At 65.1% G+C, this 22,794-nt stretch carries 21 protein-coding genes and 1 tRNA gene; 8 read left to right on the forward strand and 14 right to left on the reverse strand.

Annotated features, from left to right (window positions below; genetic code table 11):
• Positions 1-88 precede the first annotated feature (88 nt).
• Positions 89-1,780: a Na/Pi cotransporter family protein gene (locus IVB50_RS18215; RefSeq protein WP_247296794.1), complete on the forward strand. Its 1,692-nt coding sequence runs from the start codon at positions 89-91 to the stop codon at positions 1,778-1,780.
• A gap of 10 nt (positions 1,781-1,790) precedes the next feature.
• Here the strand turns inward: IVB50_RS18215 and IVB50_RS18220 are convergent, their stop codons facing one another.
• From IVB50_RS18220 to IVB50_RS18245, 6 genes are all read right to left on the reverse strand, one after another.
• A complete protein-coding gene (locus IVB50_RS18220; protein ID WP_247296796.1) occupies positions 1,791-2,129 on the reverse strand; it encodes a lipid-A-disaccharide synthase N-terminal domain-containing protein in 339 nt (112 codons plus the stop codon).
• Positions 2,126-2,872 (reverse strand): glycosyltransferase family 2 protein, encoded by a 747-nt coding sequence (locus tag IVB50_RS18225; RefSeq protein WP_018457785.1) that lies wholly within the window; start codon positions 2,870-2,872, stop codon positions 2,126-2,128. The genes IVB50_RS18220 and IVB50_RS18225 overlap by 4 nt, the downstream gene beginning before the upstream one ends.
• Before the next feature lie 63 nt (positions 2,873-2,935).
• Positions 2,936-3,781 carry a phosphatase PAP2 family protein gene (locus IVB50_RS18230; RefSeq protein WP_247296797.1) on the reverse strand — a complete coding sequence of 282 codons (846 nt, stop codon included), beginning with the start codon at positions 3,779-3,781 and terminating at the stop codon, positions 2,936-2,938.
• 1 nt (position 3,782) lies between these two features.
• On the reverse strand, positions 3,783-5,525 hold the full coding sequence (locus tag IVB50_RS18235) for a glycosyltransferase family 39 protein (RefSeq protein WP_247296800.1): 1,743 nt from the start codon (positions 5,523-5,525) through the stop codon (positions 3,783-3,785).
• Between the two features lie 50 nt (positions 5,526-5,575).
• Positions 5,576-7,684 (reverse strand): penicillin-binding protein 1C, encoded by a 2,109-nt coding sequence (pbpC, locus tag IVB50_RS18240; protein WP_247296802.1) that lies wholly within the window; start codon positions 7,682-7,684, stop codon positions 5,576-5,578.
• 95 nt (positions 7,685-7,779) lie between these two features.
• Positions 7,780-12,984 carry an alpha-2-macroglobulin gene (locus IVB50_RS18245; RefSeq protein WP_247296804.1) on the reverse strand — a complete coding sequence of 1,735 codons (5,205 nt, stop codon included), beginning with the start codon at positions 12,982-12,984 and terminating at the stop codon, positions 7,780-7,782.
• A gap of 402 nt (positions 12,985-13,386) precedes the next feature.
• Between IVB50_RS18245 and IVB50_RS18250 the strand changes: the two genes are divergently transcribed.
• A tRNA-Arg gene (locus tag IVB50_RS18250) sits at positions 13,387-13,463 on the forward strand.
• A 118-nt stretch (positions 13,464-13,581) separates the two neighbouring features.
• Here the strand turns inward: IVB50_RS18250 and IVB50_RS18255 are convergent.
• The 3 genes from IVB50_RS18255 to IVB50_RS18265 all read right to left on the reverse strand — a co-directional run bounded on the left by IVB50_RS18255 (position 13,582) and on the right by IVB50_RS18265 (position 15,589).
• On the reverse strand, positions 13,582-13,755 hold the full coding sequence (locus IVB50_RS18255) for a hypothetical protein (RefSeq protein ID WP_245288489.1): 174 nt from the start codon (positions 13,753-13,755) through the stop codon (positions 13,582-13,584).
• A 169-nt stretch (positions 13,756-13,924) separates the two neighbouring features.
• Complete coding sequence (locus IVB50_RS18260) at positions 13,925-14,290, reverse strand: hypothetical protein (protein WP_204511151.1); 366 nt, start codon at positions 14,288-14,290, stop codon at positions 13,925-13,927.
• Between the two features lie 15 nt (positions 14,291-14,305).
• Positions 14,306-15,589: a hypothetical protein gene (locus tag IVB50_RS18265; protein WP_085349861.1), complete on the reverse strand. Its 1,284-nt coding sequence runs from the start codon at positions 15,587-15,589 to the stop codon at positions 14,306-14,308.
• A 148-nt stretch (positions 15,590-15,737) separates the two neighbouring features.
• Between IVB50_RS18265 and IVB50_RS18270 the strand changes: the two genes are divergently transcribed.
• Positions 15,738-15,965 (forward strand): DUF2171 domain-containing protein, encoded by a 228-nt coding sequence (locus IVB50_RS18270; RefSeq protein WP_247296806.1) that lies wholly within the window; start codon positions 15,738-15,740, stop codon positions 15,963-15,965.
• 335 nt (positions 15,966-16,300) lie between these two features.
• Here the strand turns inward: IVB50_RS18270 and IVB50_RS18275 are convergent, their stop codons facing one another.
• On the reverse strand, positions 16,301-16,450 hold the full coding sequence (locus tag IVB50_RS18275) for a hypothetical protein (RefSeq protein ID WP_018457776.1): 150 nt from the start codon (positions 16,448-16,450) through the stop codon (positions 16,301-16,303).
• A gap of 244 nt (positions 16,451-16,694) precedes the next feature.
• Between IVB50_RS18275 and IVB50_RS18280 the strand changes: the two genes are divergently transcribed.
• Positions 16,695-16,856, forward strand: a complete 162-nt coding sequence (locus IVB50_RS18280; protein ID WP_085349841.1) for a hypothetical protein — start codon at positions 16,695-16,697, stop codon at positions 16,854-16,856.
• 109 nt (positions 16,857-16,965) lie between these two features.
• On the opposite strand, the gene IVB50_RS18285 is transcribed toward IVB50_RS18280, so the two are convergent.
• The 3 genes from IVB50_RS18285 to IVB50_RS18295 all read right to left on the reverse strand — a co-directional run bounded on the left by IVB50_RS18285 (position 16,966) and on the right by IVB50_RS18295 (position 18,518).
• On the reverse strand, positions 16,966-17,772 hold the full coding sequence (locus IVB50_RS18285) for a hypothetical protein (protein WP_085385254.1): 807 nt from the start codon (positions 17,770-17,772) through the stop codon (positions 16,966-16,968).
• Between the two features lie 184 nt (positions 17,773-17,956).
• On the reverse strand, positions 17,957-18,205 hold the full coding sequence (locus IVB50_RS18290; RefSeq protein ID WP_247296808.1) for a hypothetical protein: 249 nt from the start codon (positions 18,203-18,205) through the stop codon (positions 17,957-17,959).
• A 76-nt stretch (positions 18,206-18,281) separates the two neighbouring features.
• Positions 18,282-18,518, reverse strand: a complete 237-nt coding sequence (locus tag IVB50_RS18295) for a hypothetical protein (protein WP_085385256.1) — start codon at positions 18,516-18,518, stop codon at positions 18,282-18,284.
• Positions 18,519-18,786: 268 nt separating this feature from the next.
• On the opposite strand from IVB50_RS18295, the gene IVB50_RS18300 reads away from it, so the two are divergent.
• Complete coding sequence (locus IVB50_RS18300; RefSeq protein WP_018457771.1) at positions 18,787-19,134, forward strand: DUF6481 family protein; 348 nt, start codon at positions 18,787-18,789, stop codon at positions 19,132-19,134.
• A 138-nt stretch (positions 19,135-19,272) separates the two neighbouring features.
• On the opposite strand, the gene IVB50_RS18305 is transcribed toward IVB50_RS18300, so the two are convergent.
• Entirely contained in the window at positions 19,273-19,515 is a 243-nt protein-coding gene (locus IVB50_RS18305) for a pentapeptide MXKDX repeat protein (protein ID WP_247296810.1), read from the reverse strand.
• Between the two features lie 325 nt (positions 19,516-19,840).
• Between IVB50_RS18305 and dctP the strand changes: the two genes are divergently transcribed.
• Genes dctP through IVB50_RS18320 form a run of 3 tightly spaced genes read left to right on the forward strand, consistent with a single transcriptional unit; the run spans position 19,841 to position 22,769 of the window.
• Positions 19,841-20,863 carry a TRAP transporter substrate-binding protein DctP gene (gene dctP, locus IVB50_RS18310; protein WP_085349845.1) on the forward strand — a complete coding sequence of 341 codons (1,023 nt, stop codon included), beginning with the start codon at positions 19,841-19,843 and terminating at the stop codon, positions 20,861-20,863.
• Positions 20,860-21,414 (forward strand): TRAP transporter small permease, encoded by a 555-nt coding sequence (locus IVB50_RS18315; RefSeq protein ID WP_247296812.1) that lies wholly within the window; start codon positions 20,860-20,862, stop codon positions 21,412-21,414. The genes dctP and IVB50_RS18315 overlap by 4 nt, the downstream gene beginning before the upstream one ends.
• Positions 21,411-22,769 carry a TRAP transporter large permease gene (locus IVB50_RS18320; RefSeq protein ID WP_007591317.1) on the forward strand — a complete coding sequence of 453 codons (1,359 nt, stop codon included), beginning with the start codon at positions 21,411-21,413 and terminating at the stop codon, positions 22,767-22,769. Before IVB50_RS18315 ends, IVB50_RS18320 begins: the two co-directional genes overlap by 4 nt.
• Positions 22,770-22,794 lie beyond the last annotated feature (25 nt).

Consider the following 22,794-nt stretch of genomic DNA (forward strand, 5'->3'; position numbering starts at 1 on the left):
AACGTTAACGCCGACGCGCCAACAAATGGTTTGAACCTCAAGCATTTGGCGCTAGCCTCACCAATCGACTCCAATCCGGACACGGAGCATGGGAACGTTGGTACTGCTCGATCTGATGGGCGGCGTGGCGCTGTTGCTGTGGGGCCTGCACATGGTCCACAGCGGGATTCTGCGCGCCTTTGGCCCCGACCTGCGACGGCTGCTCGGCAAGGCGCTTGGAAATCGCTTCAACGCGTTTGCCGCCGGTCTCGGGCTGACAGCGCTGCTCCAGAGCAGCACCGCGACCGCGCTGCTCACGAGCTCGTTCGCAGCCGAGGGCCTGCTCAGCCTGGTCACCGCACTGGCGATCATGCTCGGCGCCAATGTCGGCACGACGTTGATCGTGCAGGTGCTGTCGTTCAACATCGCCGCCGTCGCGCCGGTCCTGTTCGTGCTCGGACTGGTCGCCTTCCGCGTGGGTCCGCGCTCGCGGATCAAGGATGTCGGCCGTGTCTTGATCGGTCTCGGACTGATGCTGCTGTCGCTGCACATCCTGCTCGACACGCTGGCGCCAGCCGAGAACGCACCGGGCGTCCGCGTCGTGATGTCCTCCATTACGGGGGATCCCGTTCTGTGCATCGTGATCGCGGCGCTCGTCACCTGGGCGGTGCATTCGAGCGTCGCCAGCGTGCTGCTGATCATGTCACTCGCCTATTCGCAGTTCGTCTCGCCTTACGCGGCGCTCGCACTGGTGCTTGGCGCCAATCTCGGCAGCGCCATCAATCCCGTATTCGAAGGCGCCAAGCGTGACGATCCCGCCAGCTATCGCTTGCCGGTGGGCAATCTCGTCAATCGCGTGATCGGCATCGCCCTGGTCCTGCCCTTCCTGGGCCCGATCGCCGAGCACATGCACGCCTGGCAGCCTGATCTGGCCAGGATGACGGCGGCGTTTCATATCGCCTTCAACGTCGGCACGGCCGTCATCTTCATCGGGCTGCTCGATACCATGTCGCGCTTGTTGACCCGGCTCCTGCCCGATCGTGTTCAGGAGGCCGATCCGGCCCGGCCGCGCTATCTCGACGAGACCGCGCTGGAATCGCCGTCGCTGGCGCTGGCCGATGCGGGCCGCGAAACCCTGCGCATGGGCGATCTCGTCGAGATCATGCTGCGCAAGGTGATGGCGGCGATGATGAGCGGCGACCGCGCGCTGGTCGACCAGGTCTCGAAGATGGACAATATCGTCGACGGCCTCGACGAAGCCATCAAGCTCTACGTGACCAAACTCATGCGCGGCAGCCTCGACGAGAGCGAGGGCCGGCGCGCCATGGAGATCATTTCCTTCGCCATCAATCTGGAACATATCGGCGACATCATCGACAAGAGCCTGAGCGAGCTCGCGACCAAGAAGATCAAGCGCCGCTTTCAGTTCTCGCCCGAGGGCGCCGAGGAGCTCGCCGCCTTCCACAAGCGCACGATGGATTCGCTGCGCATCGCCTTTGGCGTCTTCATGTCGGGCGACGCCAACGAGGCACGCAAGCTGCTGGTGGAGAAGACGGCGCTGCGCAACACCGAGCTTGCCGCCGTCGAGCGCCACCTCGATCGCCTCCGCGAGGGCCGTCCCGAGACCATCGAAACCACGTCGCTGCATCTCGACGTGCTGCGGGACCTGCGCCGCATCCACTCGCATATCTGCTCGGTCGCCTACCCCGTGCTCGACGCGGCTGGCGAGCCCCATCGCAGGACCGAGACGGAGACCGCCGCCCTCCCCGCGTCGGGAGCAGCCTCGGCGCTGCCGCGCTAGTCGCCTCGGATCAGCGCTCCAGCGTCTTCGAGCCGCGGCCGCGGTTCTTGATGATCAGCATGATGTTGCGGATATAGATGATGGTCGCGAGCGCCTGGCCGAGGATGATGACAGGCTCGCGCTTGACGACGCCATAGACCAGCGTCATCAGCCCGCCGCCCATGGAGCAGAACCAGAACGCCATCGGCACTACGCTGTTGCCGGCGCGCTCGCTCGCGATCCACTGCACCAGGAAACGCGCCGTGAAGAACAACTGCGCGACGAGGCCGAACGCGAGCCAGAAGTCGAACTTGGCGACGAAGACGTCGTAGAAATAATTGCTCAGCGCCTGACCGTATTGGATGATCATGCCGTCACCTCAGTCACATCTGGCGTCGGCTTCTTGCGGCGGATCAGCCACCACACGCCCACGAGATCCATGATGCCGATCCACAGCCGGTCGAAGAACCCGTAGTTTGACACGCCGGAGCGGCGCGGACGGTCGATCACGTCGACATAGGCGATCTCGTAGCCCTCGCGGCGCACCAGCGCCGGCAGGAAGCGATGCAGCCCGTCGAAATAGGGCATCATCAGGAACACCTCGCGCCGGAACGCCTTCAGGCCGCAGCCGGTGTCGCGCGTACCGTCCTTCAGGATAGCGTTGCGGACGCCGTTGGCGACGCGCGACTGGAACTTCTTGAAGCCGGTATCCTTGCGGCCGACGCGTTGTCCGGCGGCAAGTCCGACCTTGCTTCCGTTCTCGACAGCCGAAATCAAGTCCGGCAGGAAGGCCGGATTGTTCTGGCCGTCGCCGTCGAGCGTCGCCACGATCGCGCCGCGTGCCGCACGCACCCCGCTGCGCACGGCCGCGGATTGGCCGCCTGATCTGGCATGGCGCAGCTGGCGCAGATTGTCCCGCTGCTTCATGACCGCGCCAAGCCGTTCGCCGGTCGCGTCCGTCGAACCGTCATTGACGTAGATGATCTCATAGGCCCAGCGGCCGTCGAGCGCCGCGCCGATCTCCTCGATCAGCGGCACGATGTTGTCGGCTTCGTTGCGCACGGGAACGACGATGGAAACCGAGGGCTGGAAAACCGAAGGCTGGGACGACAAATCGAAGCTCGTGGTTGGAATTGGCTTGGCTCGGGAACCGGCGGTCCCGGCAGGCAGCCGCTTTTATGGGGCGGATGCCCCGTGGGCAACCCTTTTGAGGCGGCCCGAGACCGCCCCTGCAAGAGGCACAATGGTGCCGTCGGCACGGATGGCAAAGCCGAGCCTGCGGGCCGCGAACCAGTAGCGCACCGCCAAGGCGCCGACCAAGCCGACCAGGGCGCCGGCCACCACGTCACTCGGGTGGTGCGCAAGCAGCACCAGTCGCGTTAGCAGGATCACGATAGCGTAAGTGAACATGAACACGCGCAGGCGCGGCCACAGCGCCGAGACCGCGAACGCCAGCGCGAACGCCGTCACCGCATGACCCGACGGCAGGCTGGCATAGGCCCCGGTCCCCTCGAACGGCACGAAGTTGAACGGATTGGCTTTGCCGCCGACGAACGGACGTCCTCGACCGATAAGATATTTCAGGATCTCGGCGACGAATACGGGCACGGCAACAGACAAAAACATGAACTGCAGCCGCGTGCCGAGGCCGAGCAGAAGCGCGCGGCTGGTGCCGTGCAATCCCGCCGCAACCAGCGCCAGGACCACCAGCAGGCCCCCGAGCACCGAGAGCACATACTCGTCCTTGCCGAAATCGGTAAGGATGCGGATCGGCCACAGTCCGGGCGCGCCACGTGCCGGCATCAGCTGGATCTCGGTCAGGTCGAACACGACCATCAGCGCGATGACCAGGGCTGCACCTGCAGCACTCAGCCAAAGCGAATGCCGCGCCAGCTTTCGCGCGGCCTCGGCGCGGCGCGAATGCGAGGGCGTGCGCACGAGCTGTGCCAGGGCGCGCCCCGAGAGCGTGAGCAATTGTGCGGGATAGCTCGCGCGCGGCGAGATGTCGGTTGGTGCCGACATCCTACTCGGTGCCTTCCGAGCGGAAGATCGAGATCGAGATCGCGCGCCCTTGCGAGAAATTGTAGCCGTCGATGCGGGTGCCAACCTTGTAGCGCAGCCCGATCGCCTCGGCGCGCTGCACGAAGCCGCGCTCCGAACGCTGCTCGATCAGCGCGAAACGGCAGCTCCCCTGCCGCAGGAAATCCGCCGCACCCGAACCGTCGGTGAGCAGCGTCTGCGTACCCGTCAGGAAGACCAGGCTCGGCTCGTGATAGCCGGCCGCGGCCGCCTTCGGGCCCACGCAGGTGACGTTGCGAAGCGCGCGTGCGATCTCGATGCTCGGAAACAGCGGCGTCAGCGACGGCAGCACGATGCCGTAGACCGTTAGCGCGAGCATCAGGGCTGCGACCAGCGCGTTGAGCAGCGAGCGCTCGGCGTGATTGTTGTCGTGAAGCCACCAGGCGAACAGGCCGAAGATCAGCGAGGCCGCGATGAACGGCCATGCCACGAAAGCAGGCTGCCGCGTCAGCATCACCGCGCCGACGACCGCGATGATCGAGCCGCCAACGGGGATCGCGAACCACCAGGCCGAGCCGCGCATCAGCCAGGACCACGATAGCACGCGCCGCTCGAGCGCGCCCGCGGTGAGGATCGCGATCGCAGGATACAGCGGCAGCACGTAATGCGGCAGCTTGGTCAGCACCACCTCGAACACGATCCAGGATGGGACCAGCCAGGCCAGCAGGAATTGCGCACCGGGCTCGCGCCGCGCGCGCCAGACCGCAGGCGCCGCCATCGCCGCAAGCGGCGCGCCGGGCCAGAACGTGATCCAGAACAGCGCCAGATACAGTCCGGGCGGCGCGCCGTGGGATTCCTGCGCGCCCAACTTGCTCAGCATATCGCCGCCGACGGAATCGGCGAAGAAGGCATCGCCGGCGCGCCAGAAGATCGCGACGAACCAGGGCAGCACCAGCACCAGCATCCACATCAGGCCACAGAGCGGGCGCAACTTCCATAGCCAGGAGGCATCGCGGTCCTGGATCGCGAGCGCGACGATGGTCAGGCCCGCGAACATCAGGATCAGCGGGCCCTTGATCAGGATGCCGACAGCGAGAGCCGTCCAGAAGATCGCGGGCCAGCTCCAGGGCGGATGGGTCTCGTCCTCGGCGCGTTGCCAGGACAGATAGGCCCGCGCCATCGCGCCCATCGCGGCGACCACGCAGAACAGCAGCATCGCGTCGGTCTTCGCAAGCCGCGCCTCGACGCCAAGCAGCACCGAGGCGCACATCAGAAGTGCTGCAAGCACTGCGGCGCGCCGCGTGACGAAGCCGAGCGCCGCCCAATAGGTCATGAGCACGGCACCGATGGCGCCGATCAGCGACGGCAGCCGATAGACCCAGATCCGCAACTCGGCCTTCGGCAGACCGAGCGCCGATGCCGTCTCGACTGCGGCCGATTGCAGCCAGTAGATCCCGACCGGCTTCTTATAGCGGACGTCCTCCTGGAAACGGATGTCGACATAATCGCCGCTCTCGACCATCTGCTTGGTGGCTTGCGCAAAGCGCGCCTCGTCGCGGTCAACCGGCGGAATCGTGAAGAAGCCCGGCAGGAATAGCAGCAGCGCGCACAACAACAGGAAGCTCACCGCGCGGACGTGGCTGGCCGTGGCGATGTCGAACATGGAGACGAGCCGGCTGCCCGGATTCACCGGGGATTTCGGCTCGCGGGGAGCTCCAAAACGGGGTGTTGGATAGGTCTCGGCCATCGGTTCCGCTTACGCTGAAACCGCCATCGCCACAACCGCTTGAGGCAGGGTCACTGAATTCGAATGACAACTGTGTCCGCGGCGCCCGTGGCATCGATGACGGTCAGCCGCGCAAAGCCCGGACCGGGCGGATCGATCAGCCGCTGGCGCCGTCCGTCGATCTCGCCCTGCGCCGTTCCGTTAACCATGACGGTCATGGGCAGAACGCCGCCGGCGACCTTGACCGGCATGGCTGCGCCGCCCTCGCCACCTGAGCGATCGACGTCGATCCGCGAGCCGTTCAGCGGAAACTGGATGTGCAGGGCCTGCTCGCCCCCGGTCCGCACCAGATCCCCGAGCGGGCGGAACCGCCTCAAGGGCAACGGCAGCTTGGCGTTGCTGGCCACGAGAGTTCCTTTCGGCGGCTTCGGCAACGGCAGGAGCGTCTTGCCGGTGCGGGCGAAGGCGTCGAACAGGATCGGCGCGGCGGCAACCCGACCGATCAGGCCCGGAACCGGCGCGCCATCGGGCCGGCCGACCCAGACGCCGATGGTCATGCGCCCGTCGAAGCCCATCGACCAAGCGTCGCGGTAGCCATAGGAGGTGCCGGTCTTGAAGGCGATGCGGTTGTGGGCCGCGTTCTCCGGCGGCGGGGTACCGAGCAGCACGTTGCCGACCTGCCAGGCCGCGACCTGATCGAGCAGCCGCAGCGGCTCGCGGTCGTCCCTGTCGCTCATGATCTCGCGCAACGGCCTGGTGGTGCCGAGCCGGGCGAAGCCTGCATAGAGCTGGGCGAGGTCCTGCAGCGTCACGCCGACGCCGCCAAGGCCCATGGCCAATCCCGGCGCCTCGTCCTTGGGCAGAACCAGATTGCCACCGGCCTGACGCAGCCGCGAGGCCAGCCGGCTCGCGCCGACGCGGTCGAGCAGCACGATCGCGGGCACGTTTAACGACAGCTGCAGCGCCTTCTTCACCGGCACCGTGCCCTGAAACGTCATGTCGAAATTTTCCGGCGCGTAGGAGCCGAAGCGCACGGGCCGATCGTCGATCAGACTGTCCGGATGAACAAAACCGTCCTCGAAGGCCAGCCCGTAGATGAAGGGTTTCAGCGTCGAGCCCGGCGAGCGGATGGCGCGGGTCATGTCGACCTGCCCTGCCCGGCGCTCGTCGAAATAATCGGCCGAGCCGACGCGCGCGAGCACGTCGCCGCTCTCATTGTCGACGACGATGATGCCGACCGAGATGTTCGGCCCCAACGCAATGGCACGATCGCGCGCTAGCGGCTCCAGCACCTTCTGGAGGGTGGCATCGAGCGTCAGCTTGATGACTGGCGCGTCCTTGACCGTCGCAAGCGCCGCATCGGAGGCGTGCGGCGCCAGGATCGGCATCGGCTTGCGCAGTTTCGGCACAGGAACGGCTTTCGCCTGCTTCGCATCGTCGAGGCTGATCTGTTGCTCCTCGACCATGCGGTCGAGCACGCGGTCACGCGCTTTGCGCGCCGCATCGGGATAGCGATCGAGCCTGCGGGTCTCCGGCGATTGAGGCAGCGCGACCAGCAACGCGGCTTCAGCCAGCGACAACCGCTTCGGCTCCTTGCCGAGATAGGCGATCGAGGCAGCGCGAATGCCCTCGAGATTGCCGCCGTAAGGCGCGAGCGCCAGATAGAGGTCGAGGATCTGCTCCTTGCTCAAGCTGCGCTCGATCTCGATCGCACGCACGATCTGCCGCAGCTTTGCATGGAGCGAGCGCTGCCGCCGAGGCTCCATCAGCCGCGCGAGCTGCATCGAGATGGTCGAGCCGCCCGAGACGATGTGGCCGCGCGTCGCAAGCTGAAACGCAGCGCGCCCCAGCGCCACCGGGTCGATGCCGTCATGTGCGTAAAAGCGCTGGTCCTCGTAGGCGAGCAGCAGCTTCAGATAGGTCGGATCGACGTTCGTTTTTGTCTCGACCGGTAGCCGCCAGCGTCCATCCGCCATCGCATAGGCGCGCAGCAGCTTGCCATTCCGATCGACGATGGTGGTGGAAACCTGGCGGGCGTCGTCGAAAGGCAGCGGACCGAGGGAGTAAACCCACGCGACGACGCCGACGATGGTGAGGATGAGCGAGAATGCCAGCGCGGAGAGGACACGCGGGCCCCTGCCCCTTGCTCCGTTATGGCCGGGCTTGTCCCGGCCATCCACGTTCTTGCCTCTCGCACCAAAGTCCGTGGATGCCCGGGACAAGCCCGGGCATGACGGCGGAGCATGTGGCTCCTTGTCGCTCATCCCATCACCACTCACTTCGCCGCCCGCACCTCGACCGTGCCGGTGCCGGTGCGGCCGTAGCGCGAGGGATTGTACATGTCCTCGACATAGGCCTGCGGCAGCACGTATTTGCCCGGTGAGACCACACGCACGACGTAGGCCACCGTGAAGACCGCCTTCGAATCCGAGGCCCGATCGACGGCAGCCGTGAAGCGATCGTCGCGGAACTCGGTATCTTCGGGCTCTTCGCCATCCTCGATCCAGCCCAGCGTGCCGCTGTCGCCCGACGACACCAGTTTTGGATTGTCGATTTCCAGGCCGGCCGGCAGATAGTCGGACACCATGATGTGGCCGTATTCGGGCTTGGCCTCGGTGATCTTCAGCACCACGGCGAAGCGGTCGTTCTGCTTGACCTTGCTGATATCGGCGGGCTTGCCGTCGAGCGTGAAGAAACTGCGCTCGATCTTGAAGCCGTTCGATGCCGCGGGCTCAGGCGTCACCGGCGACCCCGACACCGAGACCACCGCCTGCACCGGCGCGTCTCCGGTGTTGGTGATCTTCAGCGGCTTGCCTTCCAGAGTGGCGGCCTTGTAGCTGCGGTACAGCGCGGTCTTGACCGGCTGGCCGTCCACCTCCATCGACAGATTCTCCTTGGCGAGCGCGCGCGCCGCCAGCACCAGCCACGCATTTTCCTGCGTGGAGGTGTAGGGCGTCAGCCCGCGCGCAGTCTCGACCCGCGACACCGCCTGCGTCAGCGTTGCCTTCGGCGCGTTGCCTTCACTGGCAAGCGACACCAGCGCTGCGGCATCGCGGAGCTGCGAGCCGTAGTCGGTGCGGCCGAACTCCAGCACCGGCTTTGGGGCGAGACTGTCGAGGGCTGCGCCATAGACCCGCTCCGCGCGGTTGCGGTCACCGACCAGCGCGAGCGCCGCGGCGAGCTGCGATTTCGCGATGGGAGTGGCGAGGTTGCTCAGCTTGGTGTCGGCGAGATAGCGGAGGTCGCCGATCGGCGCCGCGCCGTTGCGCGCCAGCACATAGAGGCCGTAGGCGAGATCGCGGCCGCCGTCCTTCTCCGGCTCGTTGCCGTTGACGACCGAGTTGCGGATGCGGTCGAGCGCGGTCTTGAACAGCACATCCGGCACCACAAAGCCCTTTTCGCGGGCGCGAGTCAGGAAGTCCGTCACATACGCGTCCAGCCAGGAATCGTCACCGCCTGCCGACCACAGCCCGAACGAGCCGTTCGAGCCCTGGCGGGCCAGCAGCCGCTCGATGGCGTCGCGGATGCGCTGGTCGACCTCGGTGTCCATGGCCAGGTGCGCACCGGCCGCGAGCTCGTTGACATAGAGCAACGGCATGGCGCGGCTGGTGATCTGCTCCGAGCAGCCATAGGGATAGCGGTCAAGTGCTTTGAGGATCGTCGCCGCATCGAGCGCAGTGGACAGGCTGGCCGAGACCGAGACGCTACCGGTGCCCGGCACGAGATCGGCGAACATATCCGAGGTCAACGTCAGGCTCTCACCCTTCGCCAGCGTCCGGATCGAGCGCCGCGCCAGCACTTGCGTCGCCGCCTTGACGTCGAGCGCATAATGGCGCGCCAGCGCCAGGCCATTCGGCCCCTTGATGTCGACGTCGAGTGTCGCCTGCCCCGCCGCCGTCGCGTCGATGGCGAGCGTGAACGAATTCCGCTGCTTGGCGGCAAGCTTGACCGTGGTCGCGGGATTGCCGGTCATTCTCACCGGCCCGCCGGTCTTCACGTTGATGACGTAATCGCCGGCCTGCCCCTCGACATTGTCGATCTCGAGATTGACCGTGCCGTGGTCGCCGTTGAGCAGGAAGCGCGGCAAGGTCGTGGTCAGCACGACAGGGTCGCGGATCACCACGTCCGTGTTGGCGCGACCGAGCTTGGTCGCGGTCCACGCCACCGCCATCACGCGCGCGGTGCCGGCGAACTCCGGAACGTCGAAGCTCACTTCGGCCGTGCCGTCGGCGGCAACGGTGACGATGCCCGAATAGAGCGCGAGCGGCTTTTGCGCGGGCGGCGAGCCCTGGAGCTCGGCGGCACCGGCGTCGCCGCCGGACTTGATCTGCCCGCGCGTGCCCGACATGCCGTCGATGAGTTGCCCATAGAGATCGCGGATCTCCGCGCTCAGGCGGCGCTGGCCGAGATAATAGTCGTCCGGCGCCGGCGGCTTGTAATTGGTGAGGTTGAGGATGCCGACGTCGACCGCGGCGATCACGATCTTGGCGTCCTCGCCCGGATTGAGCCCGTCGAGCTTGACGGGGATCTTCAGCAACCCATTCGGCCGGATCAGAGCCGGCGGCGTCAGCTTCACTTGCAACGTGCGGGTCTGCTTGTCGATGCCGAACCATTTGAGTCCGATCGCCCGGCCCGGCATGCGTTGCGCGGCCGCATCGAGCGGACGGCGCAGCGTTGCCACCACATAGGCGCCGGTGCCCCAGTCCTTGCCGACCGGGAGCTTCACCTGGGCGGTGCCTTCCTTGACGTCGATGGTCTGCGTCGTCAGCAGGCGATCGCCGAGCACGTTGACCGTCAGCTTGCCGGCGCTGCGGACGTTGACCGACACGATCATCGTGTCGCCCGAGGCGTATTGCGGCTTGTCGATCGAGGTCTCCAGGAGGTCCGGCGTGTCGGCGCTGCCGTCGGAATACCAGCCGACGTCGAACTGTACCGAGGTCACGGGCCCGTCGGCGTCGTTCGACTTCACGTCCAACCGGTAGCGGCCGGGCTGTGGGGTCATCGAAATCCGCGACGGCTTGTCCGCAGCGACGGTCACGTCGCCGTCAGAGACGCGCGAGGTCGATTTGACCGGCTCGTACTCCCAGTAATTGCTCTGGCGATACCATTGGTAGCGCGACTCCATCTTCAGGAGCTCGTAGCGCAGGCCGTCGCGGCGAAGCCTCTCACCCTCGGGCGAGACGAACACAACATCGAACTCGGCCTTGTCGCCCTCGGCGACGTTCTTGTCGCCGAATAGCGGCTTGATGCCGATCATCGCGGCAGCAGGCGCGACCGGCAGCACGATCTTGCGCTCGACGGCGCGGCCGCCGGCCTCGACCATGCGGACGAAGATCTGCGCCTCCTGCGGCCGCGTCGAGGCCGGCTGCTTGTCGAGCGTGACCGGGAAGGTCGCAACGCCGTTGGCGTCGGCTTCCGGCAGGTTCTCCAGCGGCGTGCGCTCGTTCGAGGTGGTCTCCTCGTCGGCGACGCCGAACTGGTAACCGGCGAAGCCCGGCCGCTCGGACGCGGGCGCGACCAGCATGTCGCCTTCGAGCGCTAGCCCCGAGGCCGGCGCGCCATAGAGGAAATGACCGTCCGCCTTAAGCTCCACTGGAGCGTTAGCTTTGATCAGCTTGTCCTTGGCAGACAAGTCGAATTCGATCCGATCGGGGACGTAGTCCTCGACCATGAAAGTGGTCTCGCCGACCGAAGAGCCCTTCGGATCGGTGAAGGCGCGCACCCGCCAGGTCCCGGTCGGGACGGCCGAGTTGAGCGGCACCGACAAGGTGCGCCCGCCCGCGCCCTGGTCGGACAGCACGGCGCGGCGGAATTCGACGCCATCAGGACGCTCGATCACCAGGGTCATCGGCCCGCCGGTGACGGCGTTGCCCTGCCCGTCGCGCAACAGCGCGGTGAGATAGACGGTCTCGCTGGAGCGGTAGACGCCGCGCTCGGCATAGACGAAAGCGTCGGCGCCCGCAGGCACGGCCCTGCCCGAAACGCCGCGGTCCGACAGGTCGAAGGCGGAGGACTTGAGGCTGAGGAAGGCATAGTCGGCCTTCTCGCCGGTCACGGTGAGCATCGCCGGCGACAGGCCGCCATCGCCACGCGCAAGCCCCGCCTCGAACAGCACATGGCCGCTCTCATCGGTCTTGCGGGTGGCCAGGATCTCGTTGTTGCGCGCGACCAGCCGCACCTCGGCTTTGCCGACCGGATCGGTCGAGGCCAGCGAATTCACGAAGACATGGATGCCGTCATTGCCGGAATAGGCCGTGACGCCGAAATCGGAGACGATGAACCATTGGGTGGCGAGCTGATAGTCGTCGTCCGAGCCCGGCCCCTTGGCCGCGGCCGTCATCACATAGACGCCGGGCTGGAGTTCACCAAGCGCCTGGTCGACCGGGAATGCCGTGGTGACGTCCTGGTTGAGCGTCATCGCGGTGGCAACCTCGCCGGTCCAGACTTTCACGCCGCGCTCGCCGCCGAGATCGCTGAGCTGGTATTTCGACAGGGTCTTCTGGAAATCGCTGTCGACCACCGTGTTGATCAAATTGCGGTCGCCGATCCGGAACACGTTGATGTTGACGGCTGGCGTGTTGACGCTGACGACGGGAATGCCGCGCTGGCCCGTCCTCGGCAGCACATAGGCGCGGCTGGTGAAGCGCACGAAGGGCTTGCGGTCGCGCACATAGACGTTGAACTCGGCCGATTTCGGAAGGCCTTCCTTCACGCTGGACGGCAGGCCGGCGTGCAAATTGATGTTGTAGCGCTCGCCATGCTTCAGCCCGTCGACGCAGAGCTGCTTGGCCTCGGCCGACAGGGCCGGCTTGTCCTGGCCGGCCAGCGCGAGGTACGGCGCGAAATCGGTGCGTTTTGCCAACTCCTCCGAGAACTGGAAGCAGGCGCGCGGACTGGCGGAGTCCGAGTCCACGGTGTAGTCGAGCAGCCGAAAACCGTGCTCGTCGCGCATCTTCTCATATTGGCCGCGGACGTCGGCGACCTCGCGCATGTCGAGCGACAGCCGCAGAGCATCCAGCGCCGGCCGCCACAGCTTGCGTTCGGAAAGAGACTTGCCGAGCACCGCGAGCGCGTCGGCCTCCTCGCCCGCATTCCCGGCGCGCTGGTAGGCGATGTAGGCGGCGGTCGAGGCGCGCTCCAGCAGGAACGTCTGCTCGCTCGAGCTCTTCGGCGATATCTGGAAGATGACCTTTGCCAGCCGCAACCAGTTGCCGGCGTCCTCCGGCGTGGTCGCCGCGATCTGGCCGAGCACCGACAGGCCGGTGCGATAGTCGTTGCGCCGGAAGGCAGCATCGGCGTCGGTGCGCAAGCTCGCGCCGGTCTTGGCGACCGGCCCCGCCTCGCCCTTGATCTGCGCCTCCAGCTTGATCGCGGAATCGGATAGGTCGTCCCGCTTGAAGGCTTTGTCGGCGGCCTGCGCGACGCTAAGGCCGAACGCCAGCGTGGCGCAGAGTGTGACGGCGCGAACAAGACCGATCATGGATGGACTCCCGGAAATCGCGGACGAACGCCGCTTGTCGCATGAAATGCGCGGAAAGGTGACGGACTCAAGGCGATGGAACCAAAGGTGCAAACCGTCGCATTCGCCATGACAAGGCACGCCCAGAGGAGACCGATCAAGCTACCGCCGCGCACGCCGTCCTGATGGCGCAGCAATATCCGACCAGTCGTCCGGCGGCCGTGTCCCGGAAGCTGATCAGCATTCCCGGCGATGTGATCCATCGTCCAGTCTGCTGCCGCTCAACCCGGCACCCTGACACCCCACCGTTCCGCTTTGTCGCGGCTTCGACGAAAACGGTTCGGTTCAGGCTTGGCGAAAGACGATATTTTTCATAATGGCATGGTAGATGAACAGCGGCCCCCAACCAGGGCGGCTCAAGACGGTCCCGTAGCTCAACTGGATAGAGCATCAGATTTCTACTCTGAGGGTTGCAGGTTCGATTCCTGCCGGGATCGCCAATTTCGGTCTCATCCGTTCATCGTGAGCCCGATCTACGGCGCGCACCTGCAGAATCCGTCCTTCACGAACGCGTGGGCCGCCTCGCTCCGGCCTTTGATCCGGGCAAACGAGCCCTATCTATTCGCCGGGCGACGTGCGCCCGATAAGGACTTCGATGCCACTATCCGACTTGACGAGAATGGCGATCGCGTCGGCGGTGGCGGTTGTAGCAATATCGTTTTTGGCAGTTGACGCGGGAGTCGTGAACTCCGGTGTGGTCACAAAGCCGATCGCGACGGCCCGGGCCACCATCGCGGACGCGGCAGCGAGTCAGCACCAACTCGCCTTCGCCGTTCAAGCGTGGGCGCGTCGCGGCCACCAGAAGCCGGCCGTGGAAGAATGCCTGGCGATCGATTGAAACAGCGCAGTTTGTCGCCCCTCTCGTCTGGCGGATGTATGCGCAACGTAACAATCATGTTTGTTATAGGCCGTTATTCCCCCGGATGAAGATCGTCCAAATCCAGCCGAACAGTGCGCTCAAGGCGGCGACCGATGCGGCGATTGCCGCGGTCCGAGTCCACCAGATCTGCCGCTCGTGCCGTTCGATATCCGCCTCGGATTTTTGATTATCTTTCCAGTTCAGCCATTCCTGGGCGAACCCGATCGTCATGACGGGCGCGGTTCCGATCGCGATCGCTCCTGCGGATGCCGCGTCGGTCTGGGCAAGGCGCGCTCGGACGTTGGCTGCACCCGTCTTTTCAAGCACCGCAAGCCATTGCCGGGACTGTTCGTCTGAAACATGCCACGTGCATTCCCTGTAAGGAAACGCTTTCGGTCGCTCTGTCATGGCCTTGCACCGCACTCACCCTTCAGTGTCGCCTTGATGTCGCGCCCACCACCCGGCAATCGCCGCTGCTAGATCCTTCCACAACTCAGTCGGCAAATCCGGCACCGCCACCCGGACGCTGTACCGATCCGTCGTCGCGTCGTGAAACCACTCGGTCGCCGCGAAATCGAAACCAAAACTGCCGGCGTGGCGAATGGGGAAGCCTTTGCCGCTCAGGTCGCGGCTCATGTCCTCGGCGGCCTGCCGCGCGGTCGCCTCATCGAGGGCGCGCCTGCCGCGAAGCGTGACATAGAGGCCGTGGGTGAAATGCAGCTCGGCCGAGAGCGAAGCGAGCTCGGCGGCGAAATATCGCGCCGCGTGGCGACCGTTGCGCAGAATCGCAGCGACGCGCCTTTTCGTCAGGGCCCAATAGGCCACAGAGCCCACGAATGGCGGGAAGTGCGCCGGCAACGCCGCGCCACCGAGAAGCCGGACGGCATTGCGGGTTTCCGCCGCCAGGCTTTCGGACAGCAGCTGGCCCGCCTTGAGGTCCTTCCGGCTCCAATGCACGAACACGGCAGAGCCGAGCCGGCCGTATTCCACCCCGAGCGAATCCAGCTTGTTATGGCTTCGCACCAACACGACTGCAATGTCCCATCGCGCGGCCCATCTCAGGACGCGCCGGATGCGCCCCGATCTGCCAGCGAAACATGTCGTGTCGAAAATCAAGAGATCGAGCCCCGAACCGTCGCAACGCAGAGCCGCTTCGAACGCCCCGGCAGGGGCGCATGAATCGAGCAGGAGAAAGCGTGGCAAGGCTGCCGCAGCGAACGCTTCGCCCAGCGGGAGGCTGGCGGTGACAAGCCGCAAATGGGGAACGAGGCTCTCGATCAGCTCCAGTGTCTCGCCGTAAGTGCCCGGCAGCACCACGACGTCTGCTTTGCCGATGATCCGTGCGGACGCGAGCAGCAGCGCGGAGATCGCGGCCATGCCGGAGGCGGTATAGATCGCCTCGCCCCTGCAGCCCCGCTCGAGTTCATAGAACGAGGGACCACTCACCTTGAGGTCCGCGCGCTGATAGTCGTAGCTGAACACGAACGGACCGCTGCTGGGAGACGCCGCATGCGACCAGGCCGTCTCCGTCGCTCTCCAGTCCTGCAGCGCATGTTCCGCGCGTAGTGCGGCGGCGAGCTGAAACTTGGAGACCACAACCTCGTCGACCGATTGCGGCCGAGCCAAATGCAGCGGGCTCCTCAGGCAATCGTTCAGCAGCCCGATTTCCCTGTGCTTTCGATCGAGATAGGCCTCGGAGGTCTCCATGCGGATCTTGATAAGCGTCTTGATGCGGATCTTGGCAATTGCGACTGCCATTCAACGTTCGGCGAGCGCATTGGCTCCAACAGCCGGGCCCGCCTATCCTTGCAACGAAGACCGGTCCTCGCCGTTGACACGGCACAAGGAGAACATCATGAGCGAGATCAGAGAGCACATGAAGATCGTCGGCAAGGACGGCGCACATGTCGGCACCGTCGACCGCGTCGAGGGCAACCGTATCAAGCTGACGCGGAAGGACAACCCGGAAGGTCACAAGGACCATCATCATTACATCGACACGAAATATGTCGGTGCCGTCGAAGGCGATGTCGTCAAGCTTTCGGTCAATGCCGAGGCGGTGCCGAAGTCGGAAGCTGCCTGACACAGTGCAGCCCGTCGGGGACTTTTTGTTTGTTCACGGTCCTGCTCCGCTTCGTTCCCCGAAACGAATCGCGATCGGAAAATCGTCGTCCGAACGAGTCTTAACGGAGCGTTTCGGCGGCTCGCGTCAGGCGTCGAGTGTCACGAGCATAGGCGCCGATGGCGGCGTTCTCGCGCGAAAAAATTGAAGGGGGCGCGGAACGAACTTGCGATCGGCGCGTTCGAAATCCAGTGGTGCCGATTTGCCAGCCCCGATCGGCTCTCGAGAACCCCGTGCTTGTCCCCCCGAGCACGGGGTTTTTCTGTGAATACCAGTTCTCTCGTAACAGAGAGAGCTCAGTCCGTCCGCTCTTCGCGCCGGTCGCGGGCGAGTTGATGCCAGGCCAGGGCCAGCTCGATGAGACGTTGCCGGTCAGGACCTTCGGCCGCCACGGCGCGCTTCATCGCCGTCTCGGCTTCATGCTGTGGATCGTACTTGGTACACATGAAGCCAATTCTAGCCGGACGATCTGGACAAGCGCGTGGCAATTTCGTCCGTATGATTGCGGGGTAATGCCGTCCTCGCGGATTTGCGACGCAATCCAATTCACGCATCTGTCGAACGACCCGCCCCGATTGGGGGCTTGATGCGTACCGATCTGTGAAGTGCGTCACAGCCGGCGCACGGCGCCTCCGCTAAACAGTCCTCAGCGCTCCCAGAGAGCGAGAAGGCTTGGGAGATATTCCCGTCATGACGCAAGAAGCCGCAGCCGAAATTCCCGTCCCGACGCGAGGCGAAAGATCCGACCCGCTCGGCATCGCTTATCTTGCGACCATCGGCATCGTGATGCTGGCCTGGATCGCAGGCCTGGTCTGGGCCGCCATCGCGTTCTTCAGCTGGCTAGTGTCCTGACGCGCGGGGCGATCCCCTTGAATCAATTCCCGGCCAGCTGAGGGCCAGCGCCAAAACGAAAAGAGGCGGCTTTTCGCCGCCTCTTCGCTTCAGCCCTCGCCTGGCGTGCTCAGTAACAAGCCCGTGGATCAGCCTGCACGTACTGGCCGCTCGGATAGCGGTAGTAGCAGTTGCCTTGGGCCAGATAGTAGCCGGGGCGCGAAGCAGCCGTCGCGCCGGCGATCGCGCCGGTGGCACCGCCGATCACAGCGCCTGCGGCCGCACCCGAGGCGTTGCCCGAGATCAGGCCGCCCAGCACGCCGCCGACGATAGCGCCGCCAAGCGCGCTCGCGCCGGGATCGGCTGGTGGCGGCGGCGGCGGCGGTTCGTAGGCGACGGGCGGAGCATAGGCCACGGGGACGTCGTCGTAATAATCCTCCGAGATATAGGCCGGAGGCCCGTCCATCCGCTGCGGATAATAATACCGCGCGCCGCCCACATCCCACCACCAGCCAGAGCGGCCGTTGTGGACTTCGTGGCGCCAGCGTCCGCCATCCCAGGCGAGATGGCCGCGATAGGTGTGTCCGCCCCAGTCGCGCGCCGGTGCGGGACCCCTGGCGTAATTGCGTCCGGGCGGCGGACCGCCGGCATTGCGAGGGCCAGGACCTGGACTCGCGAGAGCAGGATTTGGACCCGGACCAGCATGACCAAGACCGCCGGCGTAGGGCTGGACGCCGGCCTGTGGCGCCGGCCGGGCAGCCTGCTGCGGCGGCGGCCCCTTTCGCATGTTCTGCGGCGGCGCGCCGGCGCCTGGCCCGGCCGATGGCTGGGCGGCGTCTCTCGGCGGTCTGGCGTCCTGAGCCTGCGCCGGGACGGCGAGCAATGACATCGCCGAAACCAAGGGAATGATGATCTTGATGCGACTGGACACACTCATGCGTGCTTGCCCCCTACTCTTTCGATTGCCGTCAACCGCCGTGATGCCTGGCGCGATAGACGATTCGGCTCGCGCTGAGCTGATGCCGGCTGACATGACTGACCTGCTTTGGTCGGCTAAGTCCCGTTACAAATGATTAAGATCACGACATTTTTTCGTCCGCGCGGGTCGCTCTGGCATGCCTCTAGTGGGCCGGCTCGATCACATTGCAGTTGCTTCGCCCGGACATCAGGCAGTCCTGCATCTTGCTCGCGGAGGTGAGATCGCGGGCGAGCCACCAGCCGACGCCGAGGATCAGGATCGCGATGATCAAGCCAGCGATGGCGCCGCGGCGGTTGTCACCGGATTGAGGTTTTGGAGTGGATTTCGGCTTCGCGCCCGGTTCGGGCTTAGCTTCGGAGCTGGCTTCGGAACTGGCTTCGGGCTTGGACATGGCTGACCGATCACGGGGGCGAGCGGGCTTTATCACCTCTGCGGCGTGGCGTCACATCCCGTCCAGCTTCTCCCGGTTAGCCTCGGGTCGGCCGGATCGCTTCCTTGCGGGAGGTTTCGGCCGCCGGGATCGCCTGCTGGACGCGCGGAGCGCAGGTCGTAAGCACAAACGCGGTCTGGGTGCATTCCCAATCCGTGCCCAGGACGGCACTTTCGATTGGTTGCGGACGGGCGAGCAGCAGCGCGGCAGTGGCCAAGGCTGCCACCACAACGGCGATTGCGAGCGCCTTCAGGCTCAGTCGTGAGATCGTCATACCCGTGCTCCGCGTCTCATACCCGGGCGGACGCTAGGCACCGCCCTGGTGCCCCCTTATGAGGGACATCACAATTCGGCAGTTTTTCGGGGCTACGAGAGATCGTCGGGGGCGGCGATTTTCGTCTACCTGATCGGCTGCGATTATAGGTGGCATCACGGCGCGCGCCGATGTACACGCATCTGCGTCGCGCGGCGCCCGCTATGCCCAGCCGACGTACCAACAGGCAGTGATGTAGGATCGAAAGCGAGGATGACAAGGTTCGCCGATGAGTGGATTTAGGGAACCAGGCTTCTCCGACCGGCAAAAGGCGGCACAGGAAGCACGCAAGAACCTTTTGAACAAATTCAAGTCGCAGCCGGGGCCGGATGATCCCGCGGTTGTGGCGAAGCGTGCGGAGCGCGAGGCCCTTGCGGCCAAGCGCGCCGAAGCAAAGGCTGCGCGCGACACGGAAAAGGCCGAGCAGAAGCGCCTTCAAGAAGAAGCTGCCGCGCTCGAGGCCGCGCGGATCGCCCGCGAGGCCGAAGAAGCCGTCGCGAAGGCGGCCGAAGCCGAGGCCGAGCAAAAAGCCAAGCGGGACGCCCGCTACGCCGCCCGCAAGGCGAAGCGCAAGTAACGTTTGCAAGTCTAACGCGCGCAAGTCACGTTCAATTGAATTTGGACTGAAACAAATGCTCTGGGGGCGGTCTACGTGACCGCCCCCGGATTTTTGGCGCGCGTCAGCCTGTCGCAAGCGCCTCTCGACGTTGGAAGATCAGTGCTTCTTCATCATCCCGTCGTCTTTCTTCATCCCGTCCTTCGACATCGTGTCCTTCTTCATGCCGTCGTCCTTGGACATGGTGTCCTTCTTCATGCCGTCCTTGGACATCGTGTCCTTTTTCATCATGCCGTCATCCTTGCCCACCTTGTCCTGGGCAAAGGCGGCCGGCGACAGCGCGAGGCCGAGCGAGAGAACGGCCGCCGAAACGCCGAGCGCGATGCGGGTACGAATGGTCATGACTGGTCTTCCCTTCGAGATGGATGTTGGTCAGCGACGGACGTCGCTATCTGATCTCGACGGATTGCCACGGGGCGTTGTTACGCGGCCGCTGATAAATTTCCGCGAGCCCGCCGCCATCCTTGGTTCTGCGGATGTAGGAGATCGGGAGTGTGCAATGCAGCATCACCGACGCTTGCCGCGGCATTCGGTCTCGAACTATCAGACTAGAGAACATTGTCTGAAAGACCGGCTAGGATGGGCCTCAGCGCGGTCTCCAAGACCGGCCCAAAATCACGGCAAAGCAAACAAGAACCTTCCAAGAACCGTCCAAGGGAATCACGCCATGTTCACGCGCCGCCACCTGATCGCGACCGCCGTCGCCGCACCCGCCATTCTCCGTTTCAGCACCGGCACCGCGCATGCCGCGACCACGCTGAAGATCTCGCATCAATTCCCGGGCGGCACCGTCGACAAGGGCGATTTCCGCGACCGGCTCTGTCGCGTGTTCGCCGCCGAAGTCAGCAAGCGCAGCAACGGCGACATCGCCGCCGAGATCTATCCGAACTCCTCGCTGATCAAGACCAACGCGCAGTTCTCCGCGATGCGCAAGGGCGCGCTCGACATCAGCCTCTATCCGATGCCCTATGCCGGCGGCGAATTGCCGGAAACCAATATCGGCCTGATGCCGGGCCTCGTCACCACCTACGACCAGGGCATGCGCTGGAAGAAGGAGCCGGTCGGCAAGGCCTTGACCGACTTCCTCGCCGACAAGGGCATCATCCTGCTCAGCTGGGTGTGGCAGGCCGGCGGCGTCGCCAGCCGCTCCAAGCCGATCGTGGCCCCCGAAGATGCCAAGGGTCTCAAGGTGCGCGGCGGCTCGCGCGAGATGGACATGGTGCTGCAGACTGCCGGCGCATCCGTGCTGTCGGTGCCCTCGAACGAAATCTACGCAGCGATGCAGACGGGGGCGTGTGATGCCGGCATCACCTCCTCGACCAGCCTGATCTCGTTCCGGCTTGAGGAGGTCGCGAAATCGCTGACCTCGGGCGCAGGCGCGTCCTATTGGTTCATGCTCGAGCCGCTGATGATGTCGAAGGCGATCTTCGACAAGCTGCCGAAGAACCAGCAGGACGTCCTGCTCGCGGTCGGCACCGAGCTCGAAGCCTTCGGCCGCAAGGGCGCGCAGGACGACGATGTCGAGGTCGCCAAGGTCTACGAGAAGGCCGGCGCCAAGGTCTCGGCGCTCGATGCCGCGACCGTCGGCAAGTGGCGTGACATCGCCCGCGACACCGCATGGAAGGACTACGGCGCCAAGACCGCGACATCTGCCAACCTGCTCAAGCTCGCGACCGACGTCGCCGCATGAGCCACGGTCCGCTTCCGGATCGTGACGGCCAGGTAAACGCTGCCGCAAGGACCGGCCTTGCGGCAGCGATCGATCGCGGTCTCGCCATCCTCAACAACATCATCGTCGTGTTCGCCGCGATTGCGCTGATCGCCGCCTGCGCCATCCTGAGCTACAGCGTGCTCAGCCGCGCCTTGTTCAAGGCTGCCAATTACTGGCAGGACGAGGCCGCGGTGTTCCTGCTGGTCGGCGCGACCTTCATGACGGCCGCCTACGTGCAGCAGAACCGCGGTCACATCGGCATCGAGGCCTTCGTCGGCCTGCTCTCACCACTGGCGAACCGGATCAGGCTCTGGCTGGTCGATGCCGTGACGCTTCTGTTCTGCGCTTTCTTCGCCTGGAAGTCCTGGACACTGGCGCATGAAGCCTATGTCGATGGCCAGGTCTCGAACTCGATGTGGTCGCCGCCGCTGGCCATCCCCTATTCGCTAATGGCGTTCGGCATGAGTCTGCTCTGCGTCCAGATCCTCGTGCAGCTTGCGCTGCCTTTCGCTGGAGCCAGGCGTTCATGAGCGTTTTCGGTATCGGCCTCGCCTACGGGATCGCGACGCTTGTCGTGATGTTTTCGGGCATGCCGATCGCGTTCGCGCTCGGCGCGGTCGCAGTCGTGTTCATGGGCATCTACATGCCCGCCGCCTCTCTCGACACGGTGACGCAGAATGTCTACGAGGAAATGGCCTCGATCACGCTGCTGTCGATCCCGCTCTTCATCCTGAAGGGCGCCGCGATCGGCAAGTCGCGCGCCGGCCAGGATCTCTACTCGGCCCTGCACGCTTGGCTGCACCGCGTCCCCGGCGGGCTCGGCGTCGCCAATGTGTTCGCCTGCGCGCTGTTTGCGGCGATGGCGGGCTCCTCGCCCGCGACCTGCTCGGCAATCGGCTCGGCCGGCATCCCCGAGATGCGCAAGCGCGGCTATTCCGGCGGCTTTGCCGCGGGGATCATCGCCGCCGGCGGCACGCTCGGCATTCTGTTGCCGCCGTCGATCACCATGATCCTGTTTGCGGTCGCCGCCGAAAAATCGCTAGGACGGCTGTTCCTCGCCGGTATCGGGCCCGGCCTGCTGCTGGTCTCGCTGTTCGGCGTTTACGCCGTGATTCGCTTCCGCCAGGAATACGCCGCGGCCGAAGCGATCTACAAGAACGGCGGCCCGGAAGCTGCGATCCTCGCCCGCGACGAGTACACGCTCGCGGAACGCTTCAGCGTACTGCCGCGCGTGATCCCGTTCGTGCTGCTGCTCACCGGCGTCATGATCGCCCTCTATGGCGGTTACGCCACGCCATCAGAGACTGCCGGCCTCGGCGGCCTCTTGGCGCTGGCATTGATCGCGGCGATCTACAGCGTGTGGCGGCCGAGCGACCTTGCCCCGATCCTGAAATCGACGATCCGGGAATCGACCATGCTGATGATGATCATCGGCATGTCGCTGCTCTATTCCTACGTGATGAGCTATCTGCACATCTCGCAATCGGCCGCCGAATCCGTCGTCGCGATGCATTTGCCCCGCTGGGGCCTCTTGTTCGCGATCCTCGTCATGGTCGTCGTGCTCGGTTTCTTCCTGCCGCCGGTCTCGATTATTCTCATGACCGCGCCAATCATCCTGCCGCCGCTCCGCGCCGCCAATTTCGACATCATCTGGTTCGGCGTCGTCATGACCATCGTGATGGAGATGGGACTGATCCATCCACCCGTCGGCCTCAACATCTTCGTCATCCGCAACGTCGCGCCGGATATTCCCCTGCGCGAGGTGATCTGGGGCACGCTGCCGTTCGTGCTTTTGATGATGCTCGCGGTGCTGCTGCTCTGCTTCGTGCCGGGCATCTCGACCGCACTGCCGGACCTGGTGATGGGGCCGGACGGGAGCAGGTAGCTGCGTCCACCATCATTGCTTCGCT

The organism is Bradyrhizobium sp. 87, from assembly GCF_023073015.1.
Classification (GTDB): domain Bacteria; phylum Pseudomonadota; class Alphaproteobacteria; order Rhizobiales; family Xanthobacteraceae; genus Bradyrhizobium; species Bradyrhizobium canariense_D.

Excerpts from the sequence above, each read along its gene's own strand:
- IVB50_RS18215 (WP_247296794.1), top strand. The coding sequence starts at position 89 with ATGGGAACGTTGGTACTGCTCGATCTGATGGGCGGCGTGGCGCTGTTG.
- IVB50_RS18220 (WP_247296796.1), bottom strand. The coding sequence starts at position 2,129 with ATGATCATCCAATACGGTCAGGCGCTGAGCAATTATTTCTACGACGTC.
- IVB50_RS18230 (WP_247296797.1), bottom strand. The coding sequence starts at position 3,781 with ATGTCGGCACCAACCGACATCTCGCCGCGCGCGAGCTATCCCGCACAA.
- IVB50_RS18235 (WP_247296800.1), bottom strand. The coding sequence starts at position 5,525 with ATGGCCGAGACCTATCCAACACCCCGTTTTGGAGCTCCCCGCGAGCCG.
- IVB50_RS18245 (WP_247296804.1), bottom strand. The coding sequence starts at position 12,984 with ATGATCGGTCTTGTTCGCGCCGTCACACTCTGCGCCACGCTGGCGTTC.
- IVB50_RS18255 (WP_245288489.1), bottom strand. The coding sequence starts at position 13,755 with ATGGTGGCCCGGGCCGTCGCGATCGGCTTTGTGACCACACCGGAGTTC.
- IVB50_RS18260 (WP_204511151.1), bottom strand. The coding sequence starts at position 14,290 with ATGACAGAGCGACCGAAAGCGTTTCCTTACAGGGAATGCACGTGGCAT.
- IVB50_RS18265 (WP_085349861.1), bottom strand. The coding sequence starts at position 15,589 with ATGGAGACCTCCGAGGCCTATCTCGATCGAAAGCACAGGGAAATCGGG.
- IVB50_RS18270 (WP_247296806.1), top strand. The coding sequence starts at position 15,738 with ATGAGCGAGATCAGAGAGCACATGAAGATCGTCGGCAAGGACGGCGCA.
- IVB50_RS18275 (WP_018457776.1), bottom strand. The coding sequence starts at position 16,450 with ATGTGTACCAAGTACGATCCACAGCATGAAGCCGAGACGGCGATGAAG.
- IVB50_RS18280 (WP_085349841.1), top strand. The coding sequence starts at position 16,695 with ATGACGCAAGAAGCCGCAGCCGAAATTCCCGTCCCGACGCGAGGCGAA.
- IVB50_RS18285 (WP_085385254.1), bottom strand. The coding sequence starts at position 17,772 with ATGAGTGTGTCCAGTCGCATCAAGATCATCATTCCCTTGGTTTCGGCG.
- IVB50_RS18290 (WP_247296808.1), bottom strand. The coding sequence starts at position 18,205 with ATGTCCAAGCCCGAAGCCAGTTCCGAAGCCAGCTCCGAAGCTAAGCCC.
- IVB50_RS18295 (WP_085385256.1), bottom strand. The coding sequence starts at position 18,518 with ATGACGATCTCACGACTGAGCCTGAAGGCGCTCGCAATCGCCGTTGTG.
- IVB50_RS18300 (WP_018457771.1), top strand. The coding sequence starts at position 18,787 with ATGAGTGGATTTAGGGAACCAGGCTTCTCCGACCGGCAAAAGGCGGCA.
- IVB50_RS18305 (WP_247296810.1), bottom strand. The coding sequence starts at position 19,515 with ATGACCATTCGTACCCGCATCGCGCTCGGCGTTTCGGCGGCCGTTCTC.
- dctP (WP_085349845.1), top strand. The coding sequence starts at position 19,841 with ATGTTCACGCGCCGCCACCTGATCGCGACCGCCGTCGCCGCACCCGCC.
- IVB50_RS18315 (WP_247296812.1), top strand. The coding sequence starts at position 20,860 with ATGAGCCACGGTCCGCTTCCGGATCGTGACGGCCAGGTAAACGCTGCC.
- IVB50_RS18320 (WP_007591317.1), top strand. The coding sequence starts at position 21,411 with ATGAGCGTTTTCGGTATCGGCCTCGCCTACGGGATCGCGACGCTTGTC.